This window comes from Paenibacillus sp. J14 (assembly GCF_000518465.1).
GTDB classification, from domain to species: domain Bacteria; phylum Bacillota; class Bacilli; order Paenibacillales; family Paenibacillaceae; genus Fontibacillus; species Fontibacillus barengoltzii.
Map to the genome: position 1 here is coordinate 16,558 of NZ_JADQ01000040.1, position 18,752 is coordinate 35,309.

At 44.8% G+C, this 18,752-nt stretch carries 10 protein-coding genes and 1 other annotated feature; of the genes, 2 read left to right on the forward strand and 8 right to left on the reverse strand.

Annotated features, from left to right (window positions below; translation table 11 throughout):
* Nucleotides 1-374: 374 nt before the first annotated feature.
* Nucleotides 375-974 carry a 30S ribosomal protein S4 gene (gene rpsD, locus M891_RS0115155; RefSeq protein WP_016311592.1) on the forward strand — a complete coding sequence of 200 codons (600 nt, stop codon included), beginning with the start codon at nucleotides 375-377 and terminating at the stop codon, nucleotides 972-974.
* Nucleotides 975-1,026: 52 nt separating this feature from the next.
* On the opposite strand, the gene M891_RS24005 is transcribed toward rpsD, so the two are convergent.
* Together M891_RS24005 and tyrS are read right to left on the reverse strand one after the other, a co-directional pair.
* The gene (locus M891_RS24005; RefSeq protein WP_016311591.1) at nucleotides 1,027-1,452 is read right to left on the reverse strand and encodes an HIT family protein; all 426 of its coding nucleotides are present in this window, start codon (nucleotides 1,450-1,452) and stop codon (nucleotides 1,027-1,029) included.
* 141 nt (nucleotides 1,453-1,593) lie between these two features.
* The gene (tyrS, locus tag M891_RS0115165; RefSeq protein ID WP_016311590.1) at nucleotides 1,594-2,847 is read right to left on the reverse strand and encodes a tyrosine--tRNA ligase; all 1,254 of its coding nucleotides are present in this window, start codon (nucleotides 2,845-2,847) and stop codon (nucleotides 1,594-1,596) included.
* A 69-nt stretch (nucleotides 2,848-2,916) separates the two neighbouring features.
* Nucleotides 2,917-3,185, reverse strand: a binding site (T-box leader).
* A 171-nt stretch (nucleotides 3,186-3,356) separates the two neighbouring features.
* On the opposite strand from tyrS, the gene M891_RS0115170 reads away from it, so the two are divergent.
* A complete protein-coding gene (locus tag M891_RS0115170; protein ID WP_028539434.1) occupies nucleotides 3,357-6,476 on the forward strand; it encodes a transglycosylase domain-containing protein in 3,120 nt (1,039 codons plus the stop codon).
* Nucleotides 6,477-6,875: 399 nt separating this feature from the next.
* Here M891_RS0115170 and M891_RS24010 read toward each other — a convergent pair whose 3' ends face one another.
* The 6 genes from M891_RS24010 to M891_RS0115205 form a co-directional block, all read right to left on the reverse strand.
* Entirely contained in the window at nucleotides 6,876-7,433 is a 558-nt protein-coding gene (locus M891_RS24010) for an NADAR family protein (protein ID WP_232228354.1), read from the reverse strand.
* 590 nt (nucleotides 7,434-8,023) lie between these two features.
* Nucleotides 8,024-8,740: a hypothetical protein gene (locus tag M891_RS0115185; protein WP_127576415.1), complete on the reverse strand. Its 717-nt coding sequence runs from the start codon at nucleotides 8,738-8,740 to the stop codon at nucleotides 8,024-8,026.
* A 1,056-nt stretch (nucleotides 8,741-9,796) separates the two neighbouring features.
* Nucleotides 9,797-10,186, reverse strand: a complete 390-nt coding sequence (locus M891_RS0115190) for a DUF5071 domain-containing protein (RefSeq protein WP_028539437.1) — start codon at nucleotides 10,184-10,186, stop codon at nucleotides 9,797-9,799.
* Between the two features lie 41 nt (nucleotides 10,187-10,227).
* On the reverse strand, nucleotides 10,228-15,438 hold the full coding sequence (locus tag M891_RS0115195; protein ID WP_028539438.1) for an RHS repeat-associated core domain-containing protein: 5,211 nt from the start codon (nucleotides 15,436-15,438) through the stop codon (nucleotides 10,228-10,230).
* Between the two features lie 10 nt (nucleotides 15,439-15,448).
* Nucleotides 15,449-16,330 carry a hypothetical protein gene (locus M891_RS0115200; RefSeq protein ID WP_028539439.1) on the reverse strand — a complete coding sequence of 294 codons (882 nt, stop codon included), beginning with the start codon at nucleotides 16,328-16,330 and terminating at the stop codon, nucleotides 15,449-15,451.
* Between the two features lie 15 nt (nucleotides 16,331-16,345).
* Complete coding sequence (locus M891_RS0115205) at nucleotides 16,346-18,115, reverse strand: fibronectin type III domain-containing protein (protein ID WP_036700642.1); 1,770 nt, start codon at nucleotides 18,113-18,115, stop codon at nucleotides 16,346-16,348.
* Nucleotides 18,116-18,752 lie beyond the last annotated feature (637 nt).

An 18,752-nucleotide genomic window follows, 5' to 3' on the forward strand; every position in this document is an offset into this window, starting at 1 on the left:
GTCCATCTCCGCCGTATCCGATCTGATATCTCTATTTTACTACCTTATTTAGGGTTTTGCATTATAAATCCTGCGGTTCAAGGCATTTTTTTGGGACTAAAGCCCTATCGACAAAAATCAGCCCATCTCAACAAACTCACTTATTGACTTTATAACCCCAATTCATATAATATATATTGTTGATGAAGACTGGATAGAGTCTTACTTAGGGCGTAACGCATGCGAGCACCCTCTCGGTTTTTGTTGCTGACGGGACAGCGGCTGAACTTTCCTGTCAGGGAGCGTATCATTATCTATCCTTCGCTCAACCAAACAAAACCCGCGCAAGTAGAACCCTAGACGAAATTTAACTAACAAAGGAGTCTACCTATACAATGGCACGTTACACTGGTCCTAAATTTAAACTCAGCCGCCGTCTTGGCATTTCCTTGAGCGGCACTGGCAAAGATTTGAAGCGTCCGTTCCCTCCGGGGCAACACGGTCCTAACCAACGCAGAAAAGTAAGTAACTACGGAGCACAATTGCTCGAGAAGCAAAAACTGCGCCACATGTACGGTTTGGGTGAGAAGCAATTCCGCACCCTGTTCGAGAAAGCGCAGCACATGCCTGGTATCGCGGGCGAAACGTTCATGATCTTGCTTGAAAGCCGTTTGGACAACCTGGTTTACCGTCTGGGCTTCGCGAACTCTCGTGCAGGTGCACGTCAGCTCGTATCCCACGGTCACGTAACGGTTAACGGCAAGAAAGTAGACATCGCTTCTTACCGCGTTAACGTTGGCGACGTTATCGGCCTGCGTGAAAGAAGCCGCGGTCTCTCTTCCGTGAAGGAAGCTCTGGAGAACCGCACACATCTTCCAGCTTACCTGGAATTCAACGACACGACGCTGGAAGGCAAATACATCCGTTTGCCAGAACGTTCCGAGCTGTCGCAAGACATCGACGAGAAGCAAATCGTCGAATTCTACAACCGTTAAGATTCGTATAAGCAAACCGACCCAAGTCGATAACGACTTGGGTCGGTTTTATTTATTTCTGTATGTTTCCAAGTTTGATAATCGAGCAAATCGCTTGCAAGGTTTCCCGATCCGCTCGTTCGGTATGTTCATTAAGAGCGATCACGATTCCATCATCTTCATACCGTGGAATGACGTGAAAATGAACATGTCGGATATCTTGGTCAGCTAGCGGACCATTACTTTGAACTATGTTGTAAGCCATACAAAAATGACTCTCCTCAAGCCACCTACATACCGTAACTAACATATCAAACAAATCGTTTTGAAGATTAACATCGTCGATCAGATGAAGCTGCTCAATATGTTGCTTTGGTAAAATCAACAAATGTCCCTTCGTGGCCGGATACAGATCGAATATGCATAGAGAATACTTGGACTCGTGTAAAACAACGGCATCCCGCGAATTTATAACTTCGCAAAGTATACAATCGGTCATAGCAGATCCTTTCCAAAGAGGAACAGGAAAAGTTCCGTTCCTCTTTTAACTGTGATTATTGATGTTTGTACGCAAATATCGGAGAAGGATCTTTATATAAAGTCAGATCCTCAATTCCATTCCGGCTTTGTGAATATCCGATTATATTATTTGAAGCTTCGCGAATTTACGCTTGCCAACCTGGATGATCTCGCCGCCCGTCAACTCGACTTCGGCATTCGGGTCGCTGATCTTCGCTTCGTTCAGCTTCACCGCGCCCTGCTGGATGCTGCGTCTTGCTTCCCCATTGGAGGCAGCGAATCCGATCAGTGTCAGCAGCTTGATCAAACGGATTTTACCATTGTCCAGTTCAGCAGCAGGAATTTCTTTCTCTTCAATATCTTCCGGCAGCGCCCGTTGCTGGAACACAGTGACGAAATGCTCTTGCGCCGCATCGGCGGCTTCCTGACCATGGTACATCCGAACAAGCGTATGAGCCAGTTTCATCTTGGCATCGCGTGGATGCACGGCCCCCGATTTAAGACCTTCCGTAAGCTCTGCCAGCTCTTCGAGAGACAGGTCAGTCACCAACTCAAAGTACTTCGTCATCAGCTCGTCCGGCACGGACATCGCTTTACCGTAGATTTCGTTTGGCGCTTCATCAATACCGATGTAGTTGCCAAGGCTCTTACTCATCTTCTGCACGCCGTCCAAGCCTTCGATGATTGGAGTCATGATGGCCACTTGCGTGTCTTTGCCATATTCCTTCTGCAGCGTCCGGCCCATGAGCAGGTTAAACTTCTGGTCCGTTCCCCCCAGCTCGATATCGCTCTCCAGCGCCACCGAATCCATGCCTTGCATCAGCGGGTAGAAAAACTCATGGATGCTGATCGGCTGACCGCTTGTATACCGTTTCGTAAAATCGTCGCGTTCCAGCATACGTGCCACGGTTACCTTTGCGGACAGCTTCACGACGTCGGCAAACGTCATCGGTGCAAGCCACTCCGAGTTAAAGTTGACTTGCGTTTTTTCCGGGTCCAGAATTTTAAAAATTTGCTTCCGGTACGTTTCCGCATTCCGTTGCACGTCTTCTTCGGATAATTGCTTGCGAGTTTCCGATTTACCGGTCGGGTCGCCGATCCGTCCCGTAAAATCGCCGATGATCAACTGCACCTGATGGCCCAGCTCCTGAAACTGCCGCAGCTTCTGCATCACCACCGTGTGACCGATATGAATATCCGGTGCGGACGGGTCCAACCCCAGCTTTACTTTGAGCGGCTTGCCGGTTACAACTGACTTGATGACTTTTTGCTTCAATTCATCCTCCGGCACGATCTCCACGACACCGCGGGAAATTACCTGAAGCTGGCGTTCCACCTCGGCCTGCTGGGCCGCGCTTAATTCTTCCCATTTCATTGCTCTTCTTACCTCCATATTCATTAGACCTGCTTAAGAAATCTAAACGCAAAAAAGCTCCTTCTCATCCCAAGGGACGAGAAGGAGCACTCGCGTTACCACCCTAATTAAAACCGCTTGCGGTTCCTGCAGCAAATTGCCAGACGTACCGATGACGGTTTTCACTTCATTCACATAACGGGATATCCCGGTACCGGACTACTAGCGCATCTTGACGCGCGTTCCCCCGGACGGCTCCAGACGGTAATTCAAAAGCGATCCGCTCATCGGTTCGCAGCAACCACCGATTCTCTGAGCAGCGGGAATCCGCCTTCTACTGAGTCTTTCTAAGCCTTTGTCGATTTGCAATTTAAAATATTATATAACATAGATGCATTCCCTAAGTCAAATCTACGAAAGCTAGGTCATAAGCAGGAAGTCGGCTTCGTCACACGCCAAAATACGCTGAAAAAACATCCAAATCCCCTTTTTTATGCTATAATGTTGCTGTTTATAAAGGAGGATCATGCATGGATCATGAGAACGACAAAAACTCCGGCAAGCTGCGGCGCAATAACCGGAGCGAAAAAACCGCAAAACCCGCCCGGAAGCGCAAAAAAGGCAGATTAGCCTGGGCGATTGTGGGTTGGCTCGTTCTGTTTGGATTTGCCGGCGCTCTGTTTGCCGGTGGAGCCGTATTCGGATACGTATCCTCCATCGTTAAGGACGATCCGGTGCGGTCGCGTGCCGACATTGAAGCAAAAATCAATCATAATGAAATGACCGGCTTCGCCTATTTCCGTGACGGCCAGCCGATCGGCCAGCTGCGATCGGAAGAGGATCGCCGTCCTGTCACCTATAAAGAAATCCCGCAAATCGTGATCGATGCTGTAATCGCTATCGAGGACAATCACTTTGAAGAACATATTGGGATCGACTTTAAGGGGACGTTGCGGGCGGTGAAGCAGCGGGTGCTCAAAGAGGACGTGCAGACCGGCGGCAGTACGCTGACTCAGCAGCTGGCGCGGCGCGTGTTCCTGAACCTGGATAAGACCGAAGACCGGAAGATTAAGGAAATGCTGCTCGCACTTCGGTTGGAGCGTTTTTTATCCAAGGAAGAAATCATTACAGCTTATTTGAATAAGGTTCCCTTCGGCAACGGTTCGAACGGGTATCAGGTTTACGGCATTAAAGCCGCGGCCAAAGGGCTCTTCAACGTCAGCAATCTGTCGGACTTGAATATCGCCCAAGCGGCCTATTTGGCGGGTCTGCCTCAGCTTCCCTCTACCTATTCCGCTTTTAACGGCAAAGGGGAGTTTAACGAGGAGGCGTTCGGGCGGGCGGTCAAACGCCAGCAGCTGGTGCTGCAACGTATGCTTGAGGAGAACAAAATCACGCAAGCGCAATACGATGAAGCGATGGCCTTCGATATCAAAGGATCGCTGGCCAAGCCAACGAAGAAGGCGTATGACACGTTCCCGTATCTGATGCTGGAGACGGAACGTCAAGGCGCCATTGTCCTGGCGATGCTCAACAATCCGGAGATGACCAAAGAAGAGATTGCCGCCAACTCCGCCATCCTCGAGGAAGCTCGGCAGGAGTTGCTGACCGGAGGCTACCGGGTGTACACGACCATCGACAAGAAGGTCTACAACGCTATGCACAAGGTATCGGAGAACGCGGACAATTTCTCTCCGTACAGTGAGAAGAAGGGGCTGGAGCAGGTCGCCTCGATGATGATCGATAACAAGACCGGCGCAATCCTTGGCATGATCGAAGGCCGCGACTTCTATACGGAGCAAATGAACTATGCAACGCAAATGAAACGGCAACCCGGCTCTACGATGAAGCCGATCGCCGCTTATTTACCGGCGCTTGAAGAAGGGTTAGTTCAGCCCGCATCGATCATTGATGATTCGCCGATTATTTTGAAGGACTACCAAAAAGGCTTCCACATCCCGGTGAACTCCAGCGGCGGCTATAAAGGGCTGGTGACCGCGCGGACCGCTTTGAATGAATCGCGGAATATCCCAGCGCTTAAAGTTTTCAACAATATCGTGGGCATCGACAAAGCTTGGGACTTTGCCAAGAAGCTGGGCATCACCACATTGGAAGAAGAGGATTACCATGCGCAAACCGGTGTACTTGGCGGCTTGAAGTATGGCGTCACCGTTGAAGAACTGACCAATGCGTACAGTTCTATCGCTAACGGGGGGCAGTTTACCGACGCATATATGATAGAGAAGATTACCGATGCGAAAGGCAACATCGTCTACAAACATGAGGTGAAGCCGGAGCGAGTCTTCTCCGAGCAAACGGCTTACCTGATGACCGATATGCTTCGCACCGTTATCACGGACGGCACCGGCAAATCGATCAAGAGTGACTTCAAGAAATATGGCAAAATCCCGGTTGTCGGCAAAACCGGAACCACACAAAACTATGCCGACGTCTGGTTCATGGGTTACTCGCCGGACGTCACGCTGGGCGTATGGATCGGGTATCGCGAACCGGTGAACACGCTGTCGGAGGCCGGCAAATCCCGGGCGCGCAAAATTTGGGCGCTCGTGATGAACGAGGTTACCGATAGCAGACCGGAATTGTTTACGACCGAAGCGTTCACGAAGCCGGACGGCATCGTGAAGAAGACAGTTTCCGGCTACAGCGGGAAGTTGCCTACCCAGTTGACCCAACAGGCCGGGAAGCTGGTTACGGATATTTTTAATGCGAAATATGTGCCAACCGAACCGGACGACGTATTGATTCGCGCCAAGTACGTGACATACGAAGGCATCAACTACGTGCCGCTCGAAACAACGCCTTCGGATATGCTTCGTGAGAAAGTTGTCGTGAAGCGCGAGACGCCGATCGAAGTGCTCAAGGAACAACTGGAGCAGGCGTTCGCCGGAATGTCCGGCAGTCACAAACCGCTGAGCTTCTACTTGCCGAAGGATGCCGGGGAGGATGCGCCTTACAAGCCAGATCCTCGTGTCGACGATGGTCAGGCACCAGCGCCTCCGGCGAATGTTGCCTTGTCTGCAGGCAGTGGAGCAGCGACGATCACGTTTAATGAAAATACGGAAAAAGACGTCGTCGGTTACCGTTTGTACCGCGCGGATGACGGCGTGACGTTCCAGTATACTGGGAAAGCCGCACTGGTTGGAGATCCGGCGGTAATTACCGACGATCGATTCGTTGGCTTCACCACCGCGTACTACGTCACGGCCGTTGATGTGGCCGGCAAGGAATCGGCGCCAAGCGCGATCGTTAACGTCTTTGGCGGCGGCGTATTCCCGGGCGACGGTTCGACGCCGGATACGCATGGTGAAATGCCAGGCGGCAGCGACGGCGGTATCATTGGCGACAATGGCAACAACGGTCCATTACCTTCATCGCCAGCTAACGTGAGCGTGAAGCAGGACGACCGCGGATTCACGGTGAGCTGGGATGCGAACGGTCCCCTTGACCTGGTGACGAGCTACAACGTCTACGTGTCTGATGCCCAAGGCGGCACCTACACGAAGGTCGGCTCCACCTCGGACCCGCACTTCTCGTTCAAGACCGACTCCAGCTCCGTCTGGATCCAAGTCACCGCCGTCAACGTGCTGGGTGAATCCCCGCCGTCGGCGCCGGTGCAGTATAGTAAGTAATGCAAAAGCAGCAGGTGTGGGCCTGCTGCTTTTTTGGTGCTGCTCTTTCTTGTGTGATCTTGTGCTCGTGGGTGCTCCTATTTCATCGAACCGTGAAACGATGTTTCCTTAAGGCTGTCCGTATAAATATATATGATTTTTCGAACATAATTCGCTGCAAACTACCCATTTGGCGGAAATATATTCGATTTTTCACATAAAATCTCAAAGTTCGGGCTTCAAGGGAGCGATTATATATGAAATTTCATATAGAATGGGCCAAATCCGCCATATTTGAGCGAATATATTCGATTTTTCATATATATTTCCGTTTCGGCGAAATACTCACACCCCCATTCCACACGACAAATTGGGATAATAACAATCCTTTATTATTTGTGGGAAACAAGGGAACACCTCCTAGACTTCTCGCTCTTCCCAACCTAATGGAGGAATAAAGTAAGCATCGTACTGCTCTTTCGCCAAGTCCGTTAACTTCTCCTTCCACTGCCAGTACTCATCCAGATAACTTTCCCCCTTCCCCATTCGCCAAAATAAGCTGGTTGGATCCTCTTCCGGAAAAGCCACCCAAGGAGGTAATATAAACAATGCTTCTTCTGAGCCGGATAATTTTTCGCGAGTTTCCATCAGGATTTTGCCGAGCCAATTTGCCCCAGACCCATCGCCGTTGTCACCCCAAAAGCGGTCATTCCTCGTATGTTCAATTAGCAAGCAATCTCCCGTAGATACTAGCAATCCCCTCAGTTCAGGATGCTGTTGGAATTTCGCCTCCACTGCTTGTCGCATGATTTTCAACTTCACTTGCTCCCAATCACTTAGAAGCGGCCGGGATCGATCTCTCCCCATCTGTGCAGCTTGAAAAGGGGTTTCCGCTTGTCTAATCGCTTCCTCATGTTCACTCCCCGCAAACTTCTGTGCCTGAAAAATAATGCTCCGACGTTGGCCAGACCTTATCATTTATCTCAATTGGATAAAGAGCAAAGTTGGTAAATTGTCCATAGGGACGATTTGTTTCGTAAAATCGGATCACTTTCTGATCCGCACGGACTTTCAACAACTCATTTCGGATGGACTCCGCCTTTTTTAACATTTCCTGTGCAATCCTTTGGATGTCATCCCTGTCTTCACCTCATCTCTCCGGCAAAGAATGTACTGGGGTGAATATCGATGGTTGTCAGCCTTCGTGCCCCTATTCTGATTCAATTTTCCAATTGAACATATCTTTAAAATCTTCGAAACAGCTTGGACAAACCCAATAGTATTTGTCTTCCGTTGCGTAACCTTTATCACATTCCTCAGGGAATTTTTTTCCAACAAAACTCACAATGGTCATGATCCCATGATTGATTCATAAGTAGGTAATTTTGAAATACCATCTTCTTACCCAATAAGTACTTTGCTTGGTTTCTTATGCGCCAATCGTTCTGATGGCTCACTATGATCATCACTTTCCTCATGTATAGGTGAATATTTGCATCACCCACTTTGGATAATTCTCCGTATCAAGGCTTACCATGAAAAAGTGTCTTAGCTATTTTATGAAATCTTTAATGATTACCCTCTACTATGCTCTTAAAAATTTTCGGCGGAATCGTATAATCCAGATTAATGGTATGAATGCTCTTTTGATAACGGGATATAAAGCCTTCAACATAACGGAATAATTCCTCAAAATAGCCCTCCACACTTGGATTGATACGGGTTTCATTCCAACTAAGGTGATACAAGCCCCAATCAAACAAACGTCTTACTTCTGTCTCAAGCTTAGTCGACACAACTTCCGTTCCTCTTCCACCTGGAACTTTTAGTTTTAGAATTATGCTATCCAATTTCATGAGCATTCTAATAAGCTCTAGTGCATCCTCGGCGTACACATATACATTTTGTATTAAGGCATCGGGCCATTTCGTCATCAGATCTGCTCTCACATTTGGAGGAAGGTTTAAATAATATTCCTGATTTTTATTCCAATACACCTTTCTAATAACAAGAGGTGACTCCTTCCCGCTCTCATCAAGAAAGTTACGGTATTCGGAAAAAAACGACCATGAAATGATACTGTCTGCGGTCCATACTCTGCATCTTAACACCTGTTCCAAGGTTTTCTCTTCAGATAATTCATTCTCTTTACAGTACATAAAGATAGGTTCTTCCGTTAAATAATGCACCATAGCTTCTTGTCTTAACAAAAATAGCGGAGTGATTTTGGAACACACTTCTTCACTATGAATGGAATTACAGCTTCCTTTCACACTTTGACTCAAATTATGACTTCCCCCTTGGAATTGATACACTTGCATTTTGTAGATGATATTATTTATGAAAAGAAAAATGAATACACTTTGCATAACACTGGTCTGTTTCTTCTCTTTTGTCTAATTACGGACAATAGTATACTTCTTCCATGTTTACTTCATCACCTCTTGTATAACTGTCATATCGTCATCGTACTGGATAAGTTCGCGATGTTGGCGCCATGAAGTTAGTAAGTAATGAAAAAGCAGCAGGTGTACTCCCGCTACTTTTTTGTGTGATCCTGAGCATTTCATAAGCCACTAAGTCCACATCATATCGATCCGCATCAACAAATTTAGTTAATAGCAAGCCTTATAGGCTTAGGTTGAACCAAGTCATTACACCACGAAAACGATGTTTCCATAAAGGCTGTCCGTGTTGATCCAAACACCAGATGTACGATTCTGGCTTTCTTTTCTTGACTTCAGTATACAGATATACCTGATTTCTTTGATCCAATATCGGATTAAATCAACAACTCATTTCGGATGGACTCCGCCTTTTTTAACATTTCCTGTGCAATTCTTTGGATGTCGTCCATGTCTTTACCTCATCACTCTGATTAGCAAAGTACTTAGGAAGTGCGTGATGACAGCTACAGTAGGTAATTAGTACAAGAGCAGCAGGTTATGTCCCTGCTGCTCTTTCCCAGGGTGCTTTGAGAATATCGATGGTTGTCCGTTGTCGTCCCCCTATTCTGATTTAACTTTCCAATTGAACATATCTTTAAAATCTTCGAAGCAGCTTGGACAAACCCAATAGTATTTTTCTTCCGTTGCGTAACCTCTATCACATTCCTCGGGGAATTTTTCCAACAGAACTCACAATGGTTATGATCCCATGATTGATTCATAAAAAGGTAATTTTGAAATAACATCTTCTTACCCAATAAGTACTTTGTTTGGTTTCTTAAGCGCCAATCGTTTGGTTCAATCATTGTGATCACGTTCCGTTTCATTTATTACCACAGATCCAACGGATTAAGTTCTCATCAGCCAATTCTGGATTGTTAAGGCCAACTGTGGTCATTTTGATTGTGCGAGTAATTCCTTGGCAATTTCGGGTATGTCGTATTCAATGAGATCTTTATTTTTTAGTTGAGCGAGCCTGTAAAGTTCCTCTTTTAAACTAGAGATAATCCCGGTGTCAAGTTTCCTAATTAAGTGCCACAAAATATTTTGTATCCAGTCGTAATCATTAGATTCTAATATGTCTTTTAATGATGGAATTAAGTCTTGGCCTAGTGGAATTAACAATTCATCAATAATTAAGGGGGCTACAGGCCAGTTTATATCCTTAGTCCATTCTAATATTTCCGGTAAAATCAACTTTAGTTCAGCCTTAGATAAAGTTTTTAGTAATTTAATCGAATCGTAATCACTTTTGTCTTTAGGTAAATAATTTGCAACATCCATTTATTAGTACATCCTCTTTCTTATAAATATTGTTTTTTTCACTACTTTAATCTTACTGAAATGCTCTGTAGTATTTTAGTTAAGTAGTAGGGTTCACTACCATTGTTTTTTACTGCGTCTCTTGAAGACATCCAAATTTGATGTTCAATTGGATCTTTAGCAAGAATCAGTATATGATTAGGGTTTTTGGGATCACTCTTTACAGTAAATACTCCTGTCTTTTTAACCAACTCTATAGAAGTAACAGTGAAACTTTTCCAATCTTTACTTGCTTGTTTAAAATAAGATAGCCCGTTTGCATCTATTACTGGCCTTGGTGTCAAGTTTACATCACCGCCATTTCCACTCCTAAAAATTAGAGAATGTTTATCATTATTAGTTTTAGTAGAAGAAGAGGTGGCTTCCAACCCTAATATAGTCGCTAATCCTGCTGCTTGGATAACCTTACTTAGTAAAGATGATGTATTACCGCTTATCGGCAATGCGACTTCATTTTTAATTATGGTAATAAAATTATTGGTTTCTTTAGAAATCGAGTTAGCATAGTTAACTGCAGCCTGCTTTTGATTGTTATAGATATTAATAATTTCCGAATACGACTTTCCTTTATTTGCATAATATAATGAATCCGGTACGTATTTGTTATTATTTGCTGGATTACTACATTGCCCTGCATGCGAATATGTTTTTCCATTCACTACTGATTCACACCAATAGCCGGTTGGATCAATATTATTCAACGGTTTATTCTCAACATACGTATACAAATTCAAGCTCAGCGGATTTGTTACGCTGCCTTCATACGTATCCTTACTTATAAACCGTCCTGTCGCAGGGTCATAGTACCTTGCCCGCAGGTAGTACAGTCCAGTTTCCTCATCCTGCATTTCTCCAGCGTACTTGAAGACGTTCTGGATTTGTTCTTCCTGATGGAGGATATTTCCCCACTCATCATATTGGTAACTGTTAACCGTGTTGCCTGCTTCGTCAACGATTTGCACCACGTCACCGTGGCCGTTGTAAACATAATAATACTTTTTGTTTGTTACAGCATCTCGTTTGGCCAACAGACGGTCCGGACCCCAAACATAGTTCGCCAAAGCCTGATTGTTACCATTTGCTTCTGTTATCACCTTACCACTGTTATTGTAAGCATACCGAACTTTTTCTGTCACAGGTGGAGGAGTTTGACCAGAAGCATCTGCAGGTTCTCTTGACGTCGTGGTCTTAGATAACCGCAGCCCTTGCATCTCATACTCAAATTCGGTTGTAACATTTTCTTTGGTTACACTTTTCAGCTGATCCCAGACATTAAAGGTGTAGGTCTGCTCATTAGTGTCTTCAATAAGACTGTCACCTTGCAAGGTTTTGCGGTTTCCGCGTGCATCGTACGCATATACGATCATTTGGCCAGACGGGCGTTTGACTTGGGTTAACCGATCCAACTTGTCGTACTGGTAAGTGGTTGTCCCGGTCGAATCCGTCACAGATATGATATTTCCATTTGCATCGTAAGCATACTGGAATTCAGACAACAAAGTGGCGCCTTTTTTGTTCGTTACTTTGAGCAGTCTACCAATTCCATCATAGGTGTAATCAGTGATTAAATAGCTACCATCCGAGAGTCTAGGATAAGTGACTCGCTTCAGTTTACCGTCCGGTTCATAGGTATACTGCGCATTGGCATTTTCCGCGGCTGTGACTTGATAAGAACCGTTAGTTTGAACACGATTGATCCTGGTCTTATCGTAGCTGTAATGCGTAAAGTAATCAAACGCGTCAGCGACGTTTTTTAGACGATTCGCATCGTCGTATTCGTGGCGAACGATGGTAACCACACCGTCATACACGTTGGCTTTGTAGGTCTGAGAACCATAGAAGTTGTAACTGTTGTATATGGTCATGAAATTCGATCCGCTGCGTTGTTCTTCCTGCCGTGAAGGTCCAAACAGCGTAAATTGATATATATTCTTGAGTGTGGTCGAACCCGCGACTTTCGCAATGTTTCGGCCGATATCGTCATAAAGGTAGTTGATCAAGTTGTTGTTCGCGTCCTTGCGGAGCGTAATCTGCCCCAGTTTATTACGGGAAAAGGCATCCTGATTGGCAGCCGGATCAGTACTCGTTTTCAGGAATCCCGTCTCGTCATAAGCTTTGGTCGTTGTCCAATTTCTCGTGCCGTCGGTCTGTGTGGTTGATTGCAATTGCCCCAGTTTGTTGTATGCATAGCTGGTGGTTTGATTTAATGCATCTTGCACCGCAGTCAACCGGCTAAGCTTGTCATATTGATAACGGGTCGTATTACGATTCGGATCTGTATATGCCATCACATTACCTAAGTAATCATAAGCAAAATCCTCTTGGACTACGTTTGTCGTACGATTTGGCCAGTTAGGAAATGCCTTTAATGTTATCTCTCGTCCCCATTGGTCGGTGTAAGACTCGAGCACATTCCGCTTCAAGGTATCCTGAGGGTTACTGCGGAAGGCAGCGATATCGCTGGCAGCAACCAGATAGGACGTCATTTTCCGGTCAATCAGGTCGTAATCGCTTCGATACAAGTTACCGAACGGGTCAATCGCTTCAAAGGCACGTCCCCATGGATCATAGTCTGCCGTCGATACATTGCCGACGGTGTCGATCACGTATTCTGGCCGGGCCATAATATCATAGTGGTATTGGGCCAGAACTAACTCGCGCATCGTATAGTTGTCAAGTTGACCGATTAATACGGCATTTCCGAACCCATCGTAAAATTCGTGTTTAATGTTTTCATAATTAACCGCGTTATCATTTAAGCGTGTCGACCTCGTATAAGAATCGATCCGAGTCGTGATCAGGTATTTATTTTCATCGTCAAAATATTCCGGGCTGTTATCTACAGTTTGATCATGGTATTCGATGACGTCTTCAATCTGATAACGCTCACCATTTTGATTGTTATTCACCGGATAAATCGTTTTGGTCAAACGCCCATACACATCATATTGATATTGCGTCGTTTTGTTATCTGCGTTTGTTTCTGAAGTCATGAGTCCAAGTAAAACGTTATATGTTCGTTGAACTGCTGTTTCGGTAATTTGCCCAGAATCATTGGTATAATAGGATTTTATTGAAGTCGGAAATAATTGATATGAACCGCTCTGACTGTAATAAGCGACAGTTCTTGCTGTTTTACCATTTTCCAATGGGATTAAAGTTTCCAAGGTTCTACCGTCAGCAGCCTGCGTGAAATTATAGGTTGTGACTTCGCCATTTGCATTTTGCTCCGTTTTTAGGCGGCCCTGAGCATCATACGTATAAAGTTCGGTTAATACCGTACCGGCATCTTTATAGTATTGGATCTTGGTTGGTAGTTTGAAATTGGCATCATACTCATAGGTCGTCGTGTGTTGTGTGACCATTGCAGCATCATTAAGCTGAGTCGCCGTTAACGGACGCGTTTCGCTCTGTAGGTCGCCCCAACTATAATATTTATAGGTTTGGTACAGCTTGTTCTCCCGGGTTCCACTGGTTGTTTTTGTTTCAACTTTCGTTGGCTTATACTTGAATGCTGTATCATAGGATTGAACAGTTTCGGTGATTTTCTCTCCGTTTGATGCTGTATGCTCGGTCATCAAGAGCTGTTTCTTCCCGTTAAACGTAGTTCTAATTTTCAAGCCATCCTGATTCAACGACTCTGAACCGAAACGATAGCTCTCCGGGATAACCTCTTCGACTTTATAAGTTGGGTAACCGGTGACATCACCGAAATACGTGTAATCCAATTTATTATACAACCCTTGAGCATAGATCCCTTTACTTGGGTCATCATAGTTATAACGGTTCAAGCCATCAAATCTAGATGTAACTTGAAATGCTTGATATGCCCCTTCCCCACCCCAGTTCCGGGTAATAACCTGATATTCATAGAAGGATGTAGAATGAGGGTACATCGCATACTGCAGCAAATAAACTGCAGTCCCCGCCTCTGAACCGCCTAATGATTTACTTATCGCACTGAATTTTTCAGAAGCCAAATAGTAGTTGTAGTAAGTGTTATAACCATTTAAGTCCGTAACTCGATATAAGTAAGGTTCATAACGTTTACCTATCAATGTCCCGTTTTCAAAAATGCTGACTTCTTCCCTCTTCTTGGCATAAGTGATTGTTTTCTTCTCCGTCGTGGAGGGATGGCTAACGGTTATCGTGATGTTCTCGGTCATATTCTGCTTGTCGAAATTAGGATCACTCAAGTTACTCTGATAAGCAAAATCAATATTGCGTCCAATCGAATCCACGATTTTCGATATTACTGGGTAATTTTTTCCGTTCATCAAGCGATTGACATGTGTGAATTTAATCTCGTTTCCAAAACGATCCTTAATTCCTAATAGTCTTCCATCAGAGCCAAAGTAGGTTTTCTTTTTGTTCTGATCCACAAGCACATAAGTTGAAGTCATTTGACCGTTCGTATAAGTTGAGTCTCTTAAAAGCTCAACATCAGTACGACCGTAGTCCTCCAGTTTGCCTTTATTACTGGCGTCAAACTTCACAACATAGGCTGCACCAGTACCATCATGGTAATGAATATATGACCCCTCGATTTGCAAAGAAGGGAATGCCATCGACCAACCTCCGCCTAAGTCGTAACGTTGTCGGCTATAGGAGTTTTCATCAGGATAAATTTTCGTTGTGGTCGTATACGAGTTCTGCACATACTGAACCGTTTTATACTCGATGTTATAGTCAATGTATCTTCTACCGCTGTCCGGTTGATTTTTCAAATAATGATCTGCAACGTTATACGCTGAGGTTTGATCGGCATAATAACCCGGAAAATACGTTGCGTATTTATTTGTCGCGATATCCCAATAGAGCAGCGTTACATAATAACCTGCTCCGGAACCGACGGTTTGGGACGAACCGGAAGTAACGGTTACTCGCTTTGTACCCACTTCGGCCTGACTGGAGTTGTACAATCGTCCCAAAGTTAAATCCAGGCCATCCTTCCCAGGAAGAGTTAAGTCAATCTCAGAGAGCGTAAGAGTTCCAGTCGCTGGATCAATGGTTTCGCTGACGCCGCTGCGGTCAGCTAGATTTGGTTTATTCGATTCATTGACTAGTTTTGGGGTTACAAGCCCGTTAAGCACCTTTTCCAGTTGCTTATTATCGATTTGGGCATGAACGCTGGGGGCACTCACTTGCGAGCCAATAATAAAAATCAAAATAGCCACTACAATATTTTTGAAGCATGATATGGCTTGTCTCATCAAAATACCCCTACTCCTTCCCTGCCAAAGCTTGTTTACTAGCCTCTTTCGCAGCTTGTAACTGACGGAGAAGCTCCGTTTCAGAAATGCCTGTTTCCTTGGATAATGAACGAATTCGCTCAAGGGTATCCGTATCTACAGAAGATGTTATTGTCTTAGCATTATTGGTTTGCATCAGTTGTTTTTCCGATTTCGATTGATAACTGGCGACAGCTTTTTCCCCTCCGGTTTTGTAGGCACCAAGCAACTCAGCCACTGTTCCTTTTCCGGTGTCGTATGCAATGAGCAAATTCAGGATATCCTCATCTTTTAATTGTTCCTTTTTGAATTGCGCATACGGTTGAGGATGAGCTTTTGCTAACTCGTTAAGTTGCTTCTGCTCCATCTCCTGTACCAAAATCACCTCTAACTCATCCCAATCTAGTCCGCTGTCTGCTTTGCGTTTCGCCAGTGCCATCGGATCTATGAGCTGCTTATTCGCTAACTCATCTAATCGATACAAATCTTCAATTGCGTATCCCTCCGAAAGGAGTTGTTCCATCTGATCTTGAGTTACTTGATAAAGATCTTTGGCATCAACATCCACCGCCAACGACTTCGTTATACTTGGGTTAACCTTGGGCTGAATTTCCACACTTTCATACACAACTTGTTCTTCACTTTGGAAATTCTCAAATGGGGATAGATCGTTATTAAGCTCCACTGTGATTGACGGTTCTTGATTCGGTACCTGAACGATGTGTTCAGTAGACGGTCCCCCGTGAAGAGCTTGATTCCATTGTTCTACGACCTCCTCGGCAAAGCCGATCGTTCCCGGGCCAATTAAGGAGGCCATTAACCCCGCGCAAAGCGGCAGTGCTAGCCATTTACGATTTGCTTTGTTCATCTTCATCCTTCTTTCACCCCTTTATGGATTTAACTGCGTTTTTACCGTCGTACGTTTGAGCAAATTCCCGTTTCGGTCGTAATCATATTGAGTTTGATAGCGATAGAGCCCTTGCTCATATTCCGTCCGGACTAGCCGGTTCGCATCGTCATAGGTGTATTGTTTAAGGGGGGAAATACTCCAACGCAATCGGTAAGGGTCAGAGCTAATCGGCATTCCATCCGCCACTGAAACCTTGAGATATATCACAGAATTCTGAACCAAATAAACCGAAAGATCGGTGTCTTGGCCATTAACAATCTGCTTAACGGCTAGTGGTTGCAAATTTGCATCGAACAGGTCCAGTCTGTACTTAGTTCCGTTAGGCGCTAACAATGTCAAGAAATAAGTATTGCTTTGTCCAACCGATAATTTATAAAAATCTCGATCAGTAGAGCTTGAGATATACGATTCATAGAGCTGGGAAACATTCATGACGGTTGCTGTTTCCGGTGCATCGTTTGGTTCATAGGTATCAAGTGCCGATACAGAAAGGTACATCGCGTCAAGACCCAAAGAATAACCAGCACTATTTGCATTTTTATCTGTCACTTCAAAACGTATCGTATGTTCCGCTTTATCATCTAATCTGATCGGTAAAGTTACTACCGAATCCGTACGTTCCTCAATTTCATATAAATCCAAAGTCTGCGTTACAGGCTCGCCATCAATCAGGATCTTGATGATTCCACCTTCCGAAGACTTCTCCATTCTTAGCTCTAGATCGTAAATTCCTTGTGTTGCAGTGAATGGAAACTCCACAAAGTCACCTAATTGATCGGCAGGATAGTTAGCAAGCAAACCCGCACTAAATTGGCTGTTTTCCAACAAATTTGGGGCTTCGCCAGTATTGGTTACAGCTGGCATATTTTCAAATTCGTACACCACTTTTCCTGAGAGTGTGCTTACAATGATACTTTCACTAAAATCAGATACAGCTGAGTCCTCAGCAACCGTCCTCATTTTGAGCGAATAGCTAGTACCAGGTGTTAACCCAGTCAAGGTATAAAAAGTCTCGTTTCCAGGAACAGAAGCAGCTAATACGTCATTCATGTAAATTTCATAGGTTACACTTGTGGTGGTAGGCACATCTGTCGAAACTTTCCAAGACAAATTGATCGTTGTATCCGATTGGACATCTGATCTAAGCTGAGTGGGTGGACTTAGTGGTATAGCTACAGGCTGAAGGGTTGAAGCTGATAAGGCCTCGCTATAATCTGATAAGGAATTGTCCTGCCCCTGCGCCCTAATCTTAAAGATGTAAGTTGTTGCTGGAGCCAACCCGGTGACTGTAAAGTTGTATTGATCACCGGTAGCTGTCCCTACTAACTGGTCGTTACAAAAAATCTCATAGAGTTTAATTGTTTCGGAGATTGAGACGATCTGCCATTCCAAATGAATCTCTGTATCCGAAATCGTTCGTGCGTGAAGTAGGGTAGGTGTTGGGATTGTTGTAGTTTCTGGGAGCGGATCTTGTGGATTTATGTCTGGTTGTGCTTCTTGAGGGTTTTGAGTCGGGTTTTGTTGAGGAAACTCGGGCGCGTTTTCGGTCTGAGGATTGGATTCGAGTCGCTCCTCACCTAATGGCAGCTCCTGCGTACCCGTCTCTTTCACTGAAATTGCTTTCTGGCTTTTTGCTGCTATAGTAGTAATTTGTCGTACTTTTGACTTGTCCGCAAATACGCTGGTGGACGATAGCGTCAATAGAACGATAACTAAAACAACAGCTATTCTCCTAGCAAATACTGACAAATAACATCACCCTTTCTGTAATATATTTCCTATAATATCAAATTATATTTTATTTAGAATACTATTCTTTCATTGGGTTATAGTGTATATTAAATAATTTGGGATAATTTCACTATTTAATAAATATTTTGTATTTTAATTGTTAAAATATTTGCATTTGTAGGAAACAAAACTCGTCAAAATATATATGATTTTTCGAACATAATTCGCTGCAAACTACCCATTTGGCGGAAATATATTCGATTTTTCACATAAAATCTCAAAGTTCGGGCTTCAAGGGAGCNATTATATATGAAATTTCATATAGAATGGGTCAAATCCGCCATATTTGAGCGAATATATTCGATTTTTCATATATAATTCCGTTTCGGCGGCAGAGCCGCGCCCCCAGCCCAGCCCAACCCAAAGGCGTATACCCCTCTCCTCAAATCATAACCACCCGTCCAACGGGTAATTTGCTCTTGGGGTATAACCCCTTGTTGCCAAACTGCGCCTAAAGGCGGCGCTAGCCTGCTCTTTTTTGTATTCCTGCGCTCTTCGACGTCCTATTTCATTTCATAGGCCACTAAGTCCACATTCAAATCGATCCGCATCGACGAATTTGGTGAAGCGCAAGCCTTCTAGGCTCAGGTTGAAC